This is a genomic window from Actinomadura sp. DC4 (genome assembly GCF_030406325.1).
In the GTDB taxonomy this organism is placed as follows: Bacteria; Actinomycetota; Actinomycetes; order Streptosporangiales; family Streptosporangiaceae; genus Actinoallomurus.
Window position 1 is genome coordinate 210,403 of sequence record NZ_JAUEQY010000006.1, and the last position, 13,297, is coordinate 223,699.

Annotated in this window: 13 protein-coding genes; 8 read left to right on the plus strand and 5 right to left on the minus strand. The window is 71.8% G+C overall.

What is annotated here, in order from left to right; all coding sequences use genetic code 11:
* Window positions 1-35 precede the first annotated feature (35 nt).
* Window positions 36-2,744, minus strand: coding sequence for a DNA primase (dnaG, locus tag QWU11_RS12375; protein ID WP_290105320.1), 2,709 nt, complete (start codon window positions 2,742-2,744; stop codon window positions 36-38).
* A gap of 217 nt (window positions 2,745-2,961) precedes the next feature.
* Between dnaG and QWU11_RS12380 the strand changes: the two genes are divergently transcribed.
* Window positions 2,962-4,218 carry an ABC transporter ATP-binding protein gene (locus tag QWU11_RS12380; protein ID WP_290105321.1) on the plus strand — a complete coding sequence of 419 codons (1,257 nt, stop codon included), beginning with the start codon at window positions 2,962-2,964 and terminating at the stop codon, window positions 4,216-4,218.
* Window positions 4,219-4,541: 323 nt separating this feature from the next.
* On the opposite strand, the gene QWU11_RS12385 is transcribed toward QWU11_RS12380, so the two are convergent.
* Window positions 4,542-6,245, minus strand: a complete 1,704-nt coding sequence (locus tag QWU11_RS12385; RefSeq protein ID WP_290105322.1) for a hypothetical protein — start codon at window positions 6,243-6,245, stop codon at window positions 4,542-4,544.
* Between the two features lie 156 nt (window positions 6,246-6,401).
* Here QWU11_RS12385 and QWU11_RS12390 point away from each other — a divergent pair, with 156 nt between their 5' ends.
* Genes QWU11_RS12390 through QWU11_RS12415 form a run of 6 tightly spaced genes read left to right on the plus strand, consistent with a single transcriptional unit; the run spans window position 6,402 to window position 10,688 of the window.
* Entirely contained in the window at window positions 6,402-6,704 is a 303-nt protein-coding gene (locus tag QWU11_RS12390; RefSeq protein ID WP_290105323.1) for an urease subunit gamma, read from the plus strand.
* On the plus strand, window positions 6,701-6,991 hold the full coding sequence (locus tag QWU11_RS12395) for an urease subunit beta (RefSeq protein WP_290105324.1): 291 nt from the start codon (window positions 6,701-6,703) through the stop codon (window positions 6,989-6,991). Before QWU11_RS12390 ends, QWU11_RS12395 begins: the two co-directional genes overlap by 4 nt.
* Entirely contained in the window at window positions 6,984-8,681 is a 1,698-nt protein-coding gene (locus QWU11_RS12400; protein WP_290105325.1) for an urease subunit alpha, read from the plus strand. Before QWU11_RS12395 ends, QWU11_RS12400 begins: the two co-directional genes overlap by 8 nt.
* Window positions 8,681-9,316: an urease accessory UreF family protein gene (locus QWU11_RS12405; protein ID WP_290105326.1), complete on the plus strand. Its 636-nt coding sequence runs from the start codon at window positions 8,681-8,683 to the stop codon at window positions 9,314-9,316. Before QWU11_RS12400 ends, QWU11_RS12405 begins: the two co-directional genes overlap by 1 nt.
* Before the next feature lie 14 nt (window positions 9,317-9,330).
* On the plus strand, window positions 9,331-9,984 hold the full coding sequence (gene ureG / locus QWU11_RS12410; RefSeq protein WP_290105327.1) for an urease accessory protein UreG: 654 nt from the start codon (window positions 9,331-9,333) through the stop codon (window positions 9,982-9,984).
* The gene (locus QWU11_RS12415) at window positions 9,981-10,688 is read left to right on the plus strand and encodes an urease accessory protein UreD (protein WP_290105328.1); all 708 of its coding nucleotides are present in this window, start codon (window positions 9,981-9,983) and stop codon (window positions 10,686-10,688) included. The genes ureG and QWU11_RS12415 overlap by 4 nt, the downstream gene beginning before the upstream one ends.
* A gap of 12 nt (window positions 10,689-10,700) precedes the next feature.
* Here QWU11_RS12415 and QWU11_RS12420 read toward each other — a convergent pair whose 3' ends face one another.
* Both QWU11_RS12420 and QWU11_RS12425 read right to left on the minus strand, forming a co-directional pair.
* Entirely contained in the window at window positions 10,701-11,003 is a 303-nt protein-coding gene (locus QWU11_RS12420; protein WP_290105329.1) for a ribosomal protein L7/L12, read from the minus strand.
* Window positions 11,004-11,049: 46 nt separating this feature from the next.
* Window positions 11,050-11,313 carry a hypothetical protein gene (locus QWU11_RS12425; RefSeq protein ID WP_290105330.1) on the minus strand — a complete coding sequence of 88 codons (264 nt, stop codon included), beginning with the start codon at window positions 11,311-11,313 and terminating at the stop codon, window positions 11,050-11,052.
* 591 nt (window positions 11,314-11,904) lie between these two features.
* Between QWU11_RS12425 and QWU11_RS12430 the strand changes: the two genes are divergently transcribed.
* On the plus strand, window positions 11,905-12,192 hold the full coding sequence (locus QWU11_RS12430; protein ID WP_290105332.1) for a chorismate mutase: 288 nt from the start codon (window positions 11,905-11,907) through the stop codon (window positions 12,190-12,192).
* On the opposite strand, the gene QWU11_RS12435 is transcribed toward QWU11_RS12430, so the two are convergent.
* A complete protein-coding gene (locus tag QWU11_RS12435) occupies window positions 12,171-13,262 on the minus strand; it encodes an alkene reductase (RefSeq protein ID WP_290105334.1) in 1,092 nt (363 codons plus the stop codon). The genes QWU11_RS12430 and QWU11_RS12435 overlap by 22 nt on opposite strands.
* Window positions 13,263-13,297 lie beyond the last annotated feature (35 nt).

Below are 13,297 nucleotides of genomic sequence, written 5' to 3' on the forward strand. Positions count from 1 at the left end.
CGCGTAACGGGGGACCTATTTTTGTGTCCCGTGCGTCACAGTGACCCGATCGCTCGCTCGCGCAACGTGCGTCTCTGCTGCTCAAGCGCGACAAGATCACCGAAGAGGCGGTTGTACTCCTCTTGGTGCTCGACCGGATTCAGCCGTCCGAGTTTGGACTGCAGCTGCGTGATCACTCGGGTGACCTGCACTTCCTGCAATCTGGACAGCATTGCGTGCGCATATCGGTTGTCCGGATCTCCGGTGGATTGCAGGGGCTCCACTGCGAGACTCGTCACCAGGTCCCTGACCTGGTCGTTCGGCGCGGCCTCACGCAGCCGCCCGGCCCATTCCGGTCCGGTCGCGGCGGCGGTGCCGCCGAGGTCGGCGATCAGCTGCCGTACGGCGGCGTGGCCGGGGACCACGAGCGCCTCCGAGGGCACGGCGTCGAAGCCGGGACCGAGCAGCGCGGGACGCTGCACCGCGAGCTTGAGCGTCTCGCGCTCGACCCGGGCGATCGGGTCGTTGGGGTCATAGGGCGGCGCCGCCGGGGCCGTACGGGTCTCGGCGGGCTCGTTCGGGCGGCGGCGGTTGTCGCGGGTGTCCCCCCGGCGGCGGGAGGCGTGGTCACGGACCCGGCGCAGCACGAACTGCTCGTCCAGGAAGCCGGTCCACTTGTCCAGGTCGATGGCGTACCGGTCGCGCATGCCGCGGTCGCGGATGCCCGCGATGATCGGCGCCGCCGCGTCGATGGCGGCCAGCCGCCCCTCGGTGGTGTCGAGGTCGTACTTCTCGATCGTCGCGCGGATGGCGAATCGGAACAGCGGCACGCGGGAGGCGACCAGGTCGCGCACTGCCGCGTCGCCGTGCTTCATGCGCAGGTCGCACGGGTCGAGCCCGTCCGGCTGGACGGCGACGAAGGTCTGCGCGGCGAACTTGTGCTCGGACTCGAACGCCCGCAGCGCGGCCTTCTGCCCGGCCGCGTCGCCGTCGAAGGTGAAGATGACCTCGCCGCTCGCCTCGTCCTGGTCCATGAGGAGCCGGCGCAGGATCTTGATGTGCTCCTCGCCGAAGGACGTACCCGACGTCGCGATGGCGGTGCCGACGCCGGCCAGGTGACAGGCCATGACGTCGGTGTAGCCCTCGACGATGACGGCCTGCCGCCGCCGGGCGATCTCCTTTTTGGCCAGGTCCGCGCCGTACAGGACCGAGCCCTTCTTGAACAGCGGGGTCTCGGGGGTGTTGAGGTACTTCGGCCCGTCGTCGCGCTCCTCCAGCCGCCGCGCGCCGAACCCGACCACGTCGCCGGTGAGGTCGCGGATCGGCCAGATCAGCCGCCCGCGGAACCGGTCGATCGGCCCGCGCCGCCCCTGGCTCGCGAGCCCGCCGGTGATCAGCTCCTTGTCGCTGAAGCCGCGCCCGCGCAGGTGGCCGACCACGGCCTCCCATTCGTTCGGCGCGTAGCCGACGCCGAAGCGCGCGGCCTCCTCGCGGCCGAACCCGCGCTCGGCGAGGAACCGGCGGCCGATCTCCGCGGCCGGGGTGAGGAGTTGCTCGGCGTAGTATTCCGCCGCCGCGCGGTGCGCCTCGACCAGCCGGGTGCGCTCGCCCTTCTGACGCCCGGGGACGTAGCCGCCCTCGGTGTAGCGGAGCTGGATGCCCGCCTTGCCCGCGAGGTGCTCGATCGCCTCGGCGAACGACAGGTGGTCGATCTTCTGGATGAAGGCGATGGCGTCGCCGCCCTCGCCGCAGCCGAAGCAGTTGCCGGTCAGGATCTCGTCTTCGAGGACGAAGGCGTGGCCCGCCTCGACGACGGCGCAGTAGACCTCCTCGACCCGGCCGGTCGGGGTCACGGACTCGACCGCCCAGGCGAGCCCGGCATCGCCCGCGAGGCGGTGCTCGTCGAGGAGGAAGAACGTCTCGCTCAGGCCGGTGAGCAGGAGCCCGCCGGGCTCGTCGTACGTGCCGATGCCCAGGCGCGCGCAGAGCGTACGGACGAACTCCCGCGTCTCCTCGCCGGCGCACCCGAGCACGGCGGAGCCGTCCTCGGACACGTGGCCGGCGACGGCGAAGTGTCCGGCGAGCCAGCCGTAGAGGTACGCGTCCGTTTCGCCGGGCGGCGGCAATTCACCGAAGAAGGCGGGAAGGTCGAGAACGCGGATGACTTCGTCTTCACGCTGAGTGGTCCGGTTGAAAGGAAACCATTTCAGCAACCGCGCTTGTTCGCGGCCGCGGAGATCGGCATCGCCTCCGGAGGCGATGCCGTGCGCGATCCCGAAAGGCGACGGTTCGAGGCCCGGGGCGGGTGTGACCGGGAGCACCCTGGCGAGGCGCTGACCAGGCCGGAGGTCGCGGGTGAGGACCTCGCGCTCGCCGACGAACCAGCGGTGCTCGGCGGTGGCGTGGATCTCCTTGCGCCGCCCGCCGCGCGTCAGGACGATTCGCGTGAGCGGCTGCACGCCGAACGAGTGGAACGGAGCGTCGTGCCACCGGGCGTCACGGCCGAGAACGCGGTGCGTGCCGCCGGCCATCTCGCGGATCGGGCGGAGCCCCTCCCACGTGAGCACGCGCGTCTCACCGGCCAGGCAGTGCCACAGGCCGTTGGAGACGTTGAACGACGGCGACTTCTCGTCGTGGAACGGGCACAGGCCCTTGAGCGCCCCGCCTCCGGCGTTGCGGAGCTGGACGTACTCCCCCACGACCGCGTCGATCGGCGACCGTTCACGTACGAGGGCGATGTCTTCATCGCGGATCCGGCCTGCCACGTCGGCAGTCTAGTCGCGTCACACGGCAAGCGACGCCACGAGTGACCATTCCCATTGACTGGACAAATCACGGACATACACGGTGTACTGGCTCAACTTCGGCGGGACACGCGGATTCGCCGGCCTCATCCCCGGGGGTTTCGAGAATCCCGGCGATCGGAACACGCGCGCCTAAGTCATATTCCTTGACTAAGGCAGTAAGTACGAGGTGTCAGCGATGACCGAAGTCGTCCTCGACGCGGTTAACAAGATCTTTCCCGATGGCTTTCACGCGGTCCGCGACGTCACTCTGCGCATTCCCGACGGCGAGGTGTTCGTCCTGCTCGGCCCGTCCGGCTGCGGCAAGTCGACCATCCTGCGCATGGTGGCCGGCCTGGAAGAGATCACCTCGGGCAGTCTGTGGCTCAGCGGCCGTCTCGCCAATCATCTGCCGCCCCGCGAGCGGGACCTCGCCATGGTGTTCCAGAACGGCGCCCTCTATCCGCACCGGAGCGTACGCGGCAACATCTCCTTTCCCCTGGAGGTCGCCGGCGAGGACATGTCGGCCTCGGCGGAACGCATCGTCGAGCTCTCCCGCGCGCTCGGCATCGAGGAGACGCTCGGCCGGCTGCCCTCGACGCTGTCCGGCGGCCAGCGCCAGCGCGTGGCGATGGGACGGGCGCTGATCCGCCAGCCGGGCATCTTCCTGATGGACGAGCCGCTGTCGAACCTGGACGCGGGCCTGCGCACCGAACTCCGGATGGAGATCGGCGCCCTCGTACGCTCCCTCGGCGTGACCACGCTGTACGTCACGCACGACCAGACCGAGGCCCTGACCCTCGCCGACCGCGTGGCCATCCTGCGCCGCGGCGTCCTGCAGGACGTCGGCACGCCGCAGCAGGTGTACGACGACCCGGCGACGATCTTCACCGCGGCGTTCCTCAGCGCCCCGCCGATCAACCTCGTACGCGCCTCCGTGCGCGCCGACCAGACCGAGGGCGTCGTGCTGAGCTTCGGCGACCAGCAGCTCAGCCTGCCGTGGTCGGACGACCGCGCCACCGCGCTGGTCGCCCAGCACGGGGCCTCCGTCACGCTGGGCATCCGCGCCGACGCCCTGCGCCCGGACCCGGAGGGCCTGCTCGCCGGACGCGTCCGCACGCTGGAGTTCCACGGCCACGAGTGGCTGGCGCACGTCGAGGCGGGCGTCGCGCTGGTGGACGCGGACGCGTTCCGCGACGACGAGCCCGCCCACGCGGAGACCCCGGGCGACAGGGGCCTGCTGCGGCGGCTGCTGAAGACGACCAAAATCATCTCCGAGGACGCACCGGCCGCCCGCGTCCCGCATGACGGTACCCACCGCCGCTCGGACCTGGTCTTCCGCCTGGAGTCGCGCGCGGGCATCTCGGCCGGCGACAACGTACGCCTGGCGATCGACACCGACCGCATCCTGCTGTTCGCCGAGGACGGCCGCCGCGTCGACAAGGTCGAGCGTTAGCTCAGCCCGCCGTGGTACGGACCGCGGGCATGCCCAGGTCGGCGGGGCCGGCGAGGTACACCGGGGAGACCACGAACGCCGGCACGATCGCGATGAACGGTAGGAACGCCTTGGCGTACTCCCCGTACTCCCCGTACTCCCCGTACTCCCCGAACGCCCCGAACGCCCCGAAGAGCGCCCGGCGCGCTGCCGACGTTGAAGCGGAAGGACTTGGGGGCGTACCTCAGCGAGTAGTCCTCCAGCGTCTCGTTCCCGGCCCGGTCTCCGTGCCCCCGTGATTTCCCGGCCGTTGAACGGGAGTCACGTTGTTCTCACCGGCTCTGTCAGGGCGGGGAGCCGTTTCGGCGGCGCAGTTCGTCGGAAAGGGCGCCCAGGCAGTCGGCCAACTCTCTCGTGCTCAACCGGCCCGGCGGTTTCCCGCACCCGGTCACGGCCGTGGCCTTCTCCGGGGGCGTGCCGGAGACGTTGACCGTCTTCGGGTTCGTACGGCCCGTGATGGACAGGTCGACGTAGAACTCCGTCAGCCCGCGCCGGACGCCGTACACCCTCCACATGTCGCCGCCCAGCGGCGTGAACTCCTCCAGCCGGCCGCCGGTGTTGAGGAACGTCGGGTCCAGGCCCCGTACGGCGTCGGTGGCCTTGTTCGTGAGCGCGTTGAGGTTGGCGACGTTCGGGTCGCCGTCCGGCAGGACGTACACGTCGAGCCGGTTCAGCCGTCCGTCGTCCGCCGCGTCGGCCGGGGACACCGCGTAGGCGATGAAGGCCTGGCTCTTGCTGGCCCGGGGCGTCAGCGGCGTCACGTAGTAGAGATGGCCGTCGGGGCCGCGCAGGAGGTACTCGGCGGTGTTGCCGCCCTGGACGTCGTCGACCGTCGGCTTGAAGCCGAAGGAGGCGCGGGACCTCCACTTGCGGCCGGCCGCCCACTCGGTCGCCTCACGCTGCTTCTCGGTCAGGCTGTCCGGGTAGGCGGGGCCCGGCAGGTCGCCCGGCCGTACGGTACGGCGGTACGCGGCGCGGACGCCGTGGTCGCCGGTGAGGACCAGGACGCCCGCCGCGGTGACGACGGTGCGGTTCCCCATCGGGATCTGCCGTTTCACCGGGACGATGATGACCGGCCTGCCGCCCTGGCAGTAGCCCCAGACGTCCCCGGAGTCCCACAGCAGGTTCGGGTACTTCTGGCCGAGCCAGTTCCCGAGGCTGTTCCCCCGCGCGCCGTGGAAGGCACGGTCGAAGTCGCCCGGGGCGAAGCGGCACGCGACCTTCACGGTGTTGGAGGCGCCGTCCCAGGACGCGATGCCGTACGTCGCCGTGGCCTTGCCCGAACCGTCGAGGACCGCGGTCCACTGGCCGGGTCCGCTCTCGCTGCCGGGCCGGGGCGGCGCGCCGTACAGGTAGGTGAGAGTGTCCTCCCAGAAGTCGACCTTCGGCGCCGGGGAGGCGGCGTGCGCCATCATCTGCTGCGCCGAGGCGAAGGAGGAGGTACGGCCCTCCCAGGACGCGAGGCCGGGCAGCCGGTCGACCCGTATGCAGGTGGGCACGTCGGCGGGGCTGCGATACGCGCAGCCGCGGTCGTCCCGCCGGGCGCCGCGCATGAGGTACGCGAGCGAGGCGGGCGGGTTCGCGCCGTCGGTGATGTGCCAGATCGTGGTCCGGTTGTAGTAGCGGCCCGCGTCCTTGTCGTTGTCCCAGATCGCCTTGATGAACGGCACGACCAGCACGCCGATCCCGGCGATCACCGCCACGGTGGCCAGGGGCCCGGAGCCGGGCGACGGGCGGTCGGAGGACAGGCAGATGACCGCGGTGCCGAACAGGCCGATGGCGACCCACAGCCAGAACAGCGCGGTGGGGTGGCTGAGCGAGCCGCCCGGCAGCCACATGCGCTGTACGACGGTGAGCCGCCACGACTGCGACCAGGTCCCCATGCCGGCGAAGCCGTACCGGAGGAGGACCCAGACCAGGAACGCGCCCGCCGGCATCCACGCCCACCAGGCGAGCAGGGCCGGGAGCTGAGCCTTTAAGGACCTCATGCGGGCCGCCTTAAACCGGGGGGGACGGTCCCTTAGATGATCACCTGCCCGGCTCACCGGCGGGAGACCTGACGGGATGTTTCCGGTGTGAAATTCCTGTTACATCGTCAGGCGAGCCGTTCTCCTGCGGCACCGCCTGGACGTAGCGTCCAGAGTGTGCTGATCACCCCACACGAGCAGGAGCGCCTGCTGATCCACGTGGCGGCCGGGCTCGCCCGGGACCGCCGTGCCCGTGGCCTGCGGCTCAACCATCCCGAGGCGACCGCGATCATCGCCGCGTACGTCCTGGAGGGCGCGCGCGACGGGCGGGGAGTGGCCGAGCTGATGGAGGCGGCCCGTACGGTGCTGACGCGTGAGGACGTGATGGAGGGAGTGCCGGAGATGCTCGACTCCGTCCAGATCGAGGCGACCTTCCCCGACGGCACCAAGCTCGTCACCGTCCACCGGCCGATCCCGTGACGCCCGGGGAGGTCGTGGCCGGCGCGGGCTCGGTGGAGCTGAACCCCGGCCGGCCGCGTACGACGGTGACCGTGGTCAACACCGGCGACCGGCCCGTGCAGGTCGGGTCGCACTATCACTTCGCCCAGGCCAACGACGCGCTCGCGTTCGACCGCGAGGCGGCGCGCGGGCAGCGGCTCGACGTGCCCGCCGGCACCGCCGTGCGGTTCGAGCCGGGCATCACCCGGGAGGTCTCCTTGGTCCCGCTCGCCGGACGCCGCACCGTACCCGGGCTGCGCGATGACTGAGATCTCGCGCGAGCGCTACGCCCAGCTGTACGGGCCGACCGCCGGCGACCGGGTGCGGCTGGCCGACACCGACCTGTTCATCGAGGTCACCGAGGATCTGAGCCGCGGCGCCGGGGCCGGCGACGAGGCGGTCTTCGGCGGCGGCAAGGTGATCCGCGAGTCGATGGGCCAGGCCCTGGCGACCCGCGCCGAGGGCGCGCCCGACCTCGTGATCACCGGGGTCGTGATCCTGGACCACTGGGGCATCGTCAAGGCCGACGTCGGCGTGCGCGACGGGCGGATCGTCGCGATCGGCAAGGCCGGCAACCCGGACACGATGGACGGGGTGCACCCCGACCTCGTCATCGGGCCGGGCACCGAGATCCTCGCCGGCAACGGCAAGATCCTCACCGCCGGGGCGGTCGACTCCCACGTCCACCTGATCTGCCCGCAGCTGATCGACGAGGCCCTCGGCGCCGGGGTGACCACGCTCATCGGCGGCGGCACCGGGCCCGCCGAGGGCACGAAGGCCACGACGGTCACGCCCGGCTCGTGGTACCTCGCCCGGATGCTGGAGTCGATGGACTCCTGGCCGGTCAACGTGGCGCTGCTCGGCAAGGGCAACACGGTCTCTGAGGAGAGCATGTGGGAGTCGCTGCGCGGCGGCGCCTCGGGGTTCAAGCTGCACGAGGACTGGGGATCGACGCCGGCCGCGATCGACGCGTGCCTGCGGGTCGCGGACGCCTCGGGCGTGCAGGTGGCCCTGCACTCCGACACGCTCAACGAGGCCGGGTACGTCGAGTCGACGCTGAACGCCATCGGCGGCCGGTCGATCCACGCCTACCACACCGAGGGCGCGGGCGGCGGGCACGCGCCGGACATCATCACGGTCGCCGCGCGCCCGAACGTCCTGCCGTCCTCGACCAACCCGACCCGGCCGCACACCGTGAACACGCTCGACGAGCACCTCGACATGCTCATGGTCTGCCACCACCTGAACCCCTCGGTGCCCGAGGACCTGGCGTTCGCCGAGTCGCGGATCCGCCCGACGACGATGGCGGCCGAGGACGTCCTGCACGACCTCGGCGCGATCTCGATGATCGGCTCGGACTCCCAGGCCATGGGCCGGATCGGCGAGACCGTGATCCGCACCTGGCAGACCGCGCACGTGATGAAGGGTCACCGGGGCGGCCTGGATGACAACCTGCGCGCCCGGCGCTACGTCGCCAAGTACACGATCTGCCCGGCGATCGCGCACGGCCTGGACGACGAGGTCGGCTCGGTCGAGACCGGCAAGCTCGCCGACCTCGTGCTGTGGGACCCGGCGTTCTTCGGCGTACGGCCGCACGTGGTGATCAAGGGCGGCATGATCGCCTGGGGCCAGATGGGCGACGCGAACGCCTCGATCCCCACGCCGCAGCCGGTGCTCCCCCGCCCGATGTGGGGCGCCTGGACCGCGCCCGCGACCTCGGTGCACTTCGTGGCGCCCGCCGCGATCGAGGACGGCCTGGCCGGGCGGCTCGACGTACGGCGGCGGCTGGTGCCGGTCAAGGACACCCGGCGGCTCGGCAAGGCGGACATGCCGCTCAACGACGCGCTGCCCGACATCAAGGTCGATCCCGACACGTTCACGGTGACCGTGGACGGCGACGAGGTCGAGCCCGCGCCCGCGTCCGTCCTCCCCATGGCCCAGCGCTACTTCCTGTTCTGATGGACGCCTCCCTGCTGCTGCTCGCCGACTCGCGGCTGCCCGCCGGCGGGCACGCGCACTCCGGCGGCCTCGAACCCGCCGCGACGGCCGGGGCCGTACGGGACCTGGACACCCTCGCCGACTTCCTGCGCGGCCGTCTCGCCACGGCCGGGCTGGTCGCGGCGGGCCTGGCGGCGGCGTCGGTGTCCGGCGACCGGGCGGCGCTCGACGCCGAGGCCGACGCCCGTACGCCCTCGCCCGCGCAGCGGCGTGCCTCACGGGCCCAGGGACGCGCGCTGCTGCGGGCGGTACGCGCGGCGTGGCCGCACCCGGAGCTGGACGAGCTGAGCGCGCCCCACCACCCGGTCGTGCTCGGCGCCGCCGTCCACGTCGTCGGCGGCACGGCGAGGCAGGCGGCGGAGATCGCGGCGTACGGCGCGGTGACCGGGCCCGCGTCGGCGGCGGTACGCCTGCTCGGCCTGGACCCGCTCGGCGTCCAGCACGTGCTCGCGGGCCTGGCCGGGCGGGTCGACGCGGTCGCGGCGGAGGCCGAGGAGACCGTACGCGCGGGCGTTCTGCCCGCGGCGTCCGCGCCCGTCCTCGACCTGCTCGCCGAGCTTCACCAGCAGGCCGACCTGCGCCTGTTCGAATCCTGAATCGGGAGAACGCCATGGGCCTCGACCACAGCCACGACCCGTACGAGCCGGCGCCGCACCGGGCGCTCCGGCTCGGCATCGGCGGGCCGGTGGGCAGCGGCAAGACCGCGCTGACCGCCGCGCTGTGCCGGCTGCTCCGCGACGAGATCGCGCTCGCCGTGGTCACCAACGACATCTACACGACCGAGGACGCCGACTTCCTGCGCCGCAACGCGGTGCTGGACGACGACCGGATCATGGCGGTGCGCACCGGCTGCTGCCCGCACACGGCGATCCGCGATGACATCTCGGCCAACCTCGACGCCGTCGAGGCGCTGGAGGAGCGCCACGGGCCGCTCGACCTGGTGATCGTCGAGAGCGGCGGGGACAACCTGACCGCGACGTTCAGCCGCGGCCTGGCCGACCGGCAGATCTTCGTCCTGGACGTCTCCGGCGGCGACAAGGTGCCGCGCAAGGGCGGCCCCGGCGTCACGACGGCGGACCTGCTGGTCGTCAACAAGACCGACCTAGCGCCGCTGGTCGGAGCCGACCTCGGCGTGATGGCGCGCGACGCGGAGCGGGTACGGGACGGCCTGCCGATCGCGTTCACGTCGCTGCGCGAGGAGCCGGACGTGCCGCAGGTCGCCACCTGGGTGCGCTCGATGGTCCGGGAGCGGACGCCCGCGTGACGGGCTTCCGGGCGCGGGCGGCGGTGGTCGCCTCGTGTGACGCCGGCGGGCGCACCCGGGTGACGCGGCTGCGTTCGGACGGCCCGCTTGCCCTGCGCGAGTCGGGCGGGGCGGTCTACCTGGTGGGCGCGGGCGCGGGCCCGCTGGGCGGCGACGACCTGGAGCTGACGATCGTTGTCGAGCCGGGCGCGCGCCTCGCGGTGCGCTCGGCCGCCGCCTCCCTGGTCCTGCCGGGCCGCCGGCCGGGCGCCTCCCGCCTGACCGTACGCGCCGAGGTCGGCGCCGGGGCCCGGCTGGACTTCACCCCGGAACCGGCGATCGCCGCCGCGGGCTGCGACCACCGGGCGTTCGCCGACGTGACTCTTTCCGAGGGGGCGGAGCTGGTCTGGCGGGAGGAGATCGTGCTGGGCCGCCACGGCGAGCGGCCGGGCCGTTACGTCAGCCGCTTCGACGTCACGGACTGCGGCTTCCCGCTGCTCCGCCACGAGCTACGCGTGGACGAGGACGCGACGAGCCGGGCGATCCTCGGCGACGCGCGTGCGGTCGGCACCGTGCTGGTGGCCGGCAAGGACCTCAGGACGGAGCCGTACGCCGCGGAGGGCCTGTCCGTCCTGCCGCTCGCCCGCGCGGGCGTCCTGGTGACGGCGCTGGCGGGCGACACCGTACGGCTGCGTGACCTGCTGACCCGCGGGCTCTCGGTCTGAGCCGTCGCGGCCTTACAGCCCGCGCTCCCTGGCCATGGTCTCCACGGCCTCCTTCGCCTCCGCGAGACCGGCGCCGGTCTGCTCGCGGTAGAGCTTGATCGCCTGGATCTTCCGGCCCTGCTCGATCTCGGCGACGACCGCGGTCAGCGGCGTCTCCGGCTCCTCGATCTCCAGCCGCCGCATGATGAGCGTGAGCTGCCGCTCGACCCGCGCGAGCCGCTTGTCCAGCGCGGACGTCCGCGACGAGGTGAACGATGAGGCGAGCACGCCGACGATGAGGACGACGAAACCGAGCAAAGGCAGCCAGAATTCCATGACAGGCAGTAAACCAGTGATCGCCCGGCCAGGCGGAGAAAGACGCTCAGGACGCGGCGGCGAGCACCGTCTGAATGACGGTCGCGACCGTGCCGGCGAACGCGAGCACGACCGTTATCACGGCGAATGACAACTGCTTGGGTTCCACGGTCGGGGGCTCCGGCATTTGCAACTCCACCGTTTCGGGGGCCGACGTATCCGAATACGGAGCCGGGGCCGTGATCGGCCGGGGATCACGCCGGAAACCGGCCAGGCGCAGAAGCGCATCGTTCTTGTACATCCCGTGCAATGGCTGATCTTTGCAGGCCATCAGCCTCCCGTACGCCCGATTCCTGCAGGGATACCCCCGGGTTGTCTCCACCCCGCAGAGCGTCGGGACGGCGCAGAGCTGATAGTAGGCCACGACCAGCAGCGGAAATAACCACATTCCTGCATATCCGTAGTGCCAGGCGAGAATTCCCGAGAGGACGACCGCCCCCGAGTAACCCAGCCTGATGTTGCGTTCTCTTTGGGCCCGCGACTTTCGCCGTCCCATCTCCGTCCTCCAGGTAGCGATCGCCGAAGCATAACCAGAGGACCGGCCCAGGATGTGTGCATTTCGGAATATCCGCACCACGACCGGGGGGCACGTGTGACGTTTGTTGTCATCGCCGCACAGGGTGACTGATGATCCATTATCCGAGTAGGCGAATAGGACCCCCGATCCCGTCGAAACCCCTCATGCCGTCGCCCGGCGGCGCCTCCGTGCTACGTTCGGCGGCGTGACGACTCTCTCCGCCTCCTGGTGGCGCCGCCGATAACGGTGGCCTGTCGTCCGTGCATCCAGACCGCCGCCGCTGAGCGCCGGTCTGAGGGCATGAGGAGCCGCGCGCCCGGTGGCCGATCGAAGGGCTCCACGATCATGACCGACATCCAGCACGTCCGCACTCAGGTCGATCGGCTCGACCGGCGGATCGTCGGCCTGCTCGCCGACCGGGAGCGGCTCGTGCGCCAGGCCGGCCGGCTCAAGACCGGCACCGCGGCCGTACGGGCGCCGGGGCGCGTCGAGGAGGTCGTCGCCCGCGTACGGGCGATCGCCGCCGAGGCCGGCGCCTCCCCCGACGTCGCCGAACGCACCTACCGGGCGATGATCGCGGCCTTCATCGACCTCGAGCTCGCCACCCTCGCTCACCCCGAGGAGATCGGATAGTCCACATACCCCCGAGCCCCGCCCGAGTAATGGGTGCCCCGGTCGCTCACGGCCGGCGCGTGGCCGAAAGCGAAGCGGCTCACCAGGTCCGGGTTGGCGATGAAGAGGCGCGCGAACGACACGGCGTCCGCCAGACCCGCCTCGACGACCGCCGCACCCGTCGACCGGGAGAAGCCGTTGTTGGCGATCAGCGGGCCGCCGAAAAGCTTCCGGTAGCGGGCGATCGCGTCGAAGTCCACGTCCGCGGGGCCGCGCAGGTGCAGGTACGCCACCGGACGCTCGTCGAGCGCGGCCACGACCGCGTCGTACTCGGCGAGCGTCCGGTCGTCCGCGGCGTACGGGTACCCCTCGCGCGGCCCGGGGCGGTCCCGTGCGTTCCAGTACGGCGAGAGCCGTACGCCGACGCAGGAACCCCAGACCGCGGTCACCGCGTCGACGATCTCCAGCAGCAGCCGGTCCCGGCTCGTCCCGTACGCGTCGGTGCGCCGGTTCAGCCGCGGGTTGAGGAACTGCGCGATCAGGTACGTCCCGTTGGCGGCGATCTCCACCCCGTCGAAACCGGCGCGGCGGGCGTTCGCGGCCGCCGCCGCGTACTCCTCGATGGTCCGCTCGATGTCCGCGACGCTCATCTCCCGCGGCGTGACGGTCTCCTTGTATCCCGCCGCCGTCGGCGAGAGTTCGCCCGGGTCGATCGCCGACGGCCCGGCGGGCAGCGCGCCGCCGAGGTGGTCGGGGTGGGAGTTGGCGCCCGTGTGCCAGAGCTGCGCCACGATGCGGCCGCCCAGCGCGTGGACGAGGCCGGTGACCCGGCTCCACGCGGCGACCTGCCGTTCGCCGTACAGGCCCGGGACGTGCGGGTAGCCGATCGCCCGTTCGCTCACCCACGCGCCCTCCGCGACGATCAGCCCGGCGGTGGCGCGCTGGCCGTAGTACGCGGCGTGCAGGTCCGTCGGCACGAGGTCCGCGTTGGTCGCGCGGCACCGCGTCACCGGCGCCATCACCACCCGGTTCGGCAGCCGGAGACCGCCGAGGCGGACGGGCCGCAACAGCGGCGTACCCTGTTGGGTCATTGACCTCTCCCTGTCGTTTTCGTTCAGCCGATGCC

Bases quoted from the DNA above. Each gene is read 5' to 3' on its own strand.
- QWU11_RS12425 (WP_290105330.1), bottom strand. From the start codon at position 11,313: ATGGCCTGCAAAGATCAGCCATTGCACGGGATGTACAAGAACGATGCG.
- QWU11_RS12385 (WP_290105322.1), bottom strand. From the start codon at position 6,245: ATGAGGTCCTTAAAGGCTCAGCTCCCGGCCCTGCTCGCCTGGTGGGCG.
- ureG (WP_290105327.1), top strand. From the start codon at position 9,331: ATGGGCCTCGACCACAGCCACGACCCGTACGAGCCGGCGCCGCACCGG.
- QWU11_RS12380 (WP_290105321.1), top strand. From the start codon at position 2,962: ATGACCGAAGTCGTCCTCGACGCGGTTAACAAGATCTTTCCCGATGGC.
- QWU11_RS12430 (WP_290105332.1), top strand. From the start codon at position 11,905: ATGACCGACATCCAGCACGTCCGCACTCAGGTCGATCGGCTCGACCGG.
- QWU11_RS12420 (WP_290105329.1), bottom strand. From the start codon at position 11,003: ATGGAATTCTGGCTGCCTTTGCTCGGTTTCGTCGTCCTCATCGTCGGC.
- QWU11_RS12435 (WP_290105334.1), bottom strand. From the start codon at position 13,262: ATGACCCAACAGGGTACGCCGCTGTTGCGGCCCGTCCGCCTCGGCGGT.
- QWU11_RS12400 (WP_290105325.1), top strand. From the start codon at position 6,984: ATGACTGAGATCTCGCGCGAGCGCTACGCCCAGCTGTACGGGCCGACC.
- QWU11_RS12405 (WP_290105326.1), top strand. From the start codon at position 8,681: ATGGACGCCTCCCTGCTGCTGCTCGCCGACTCGCGGCTGCCCGCCGGC.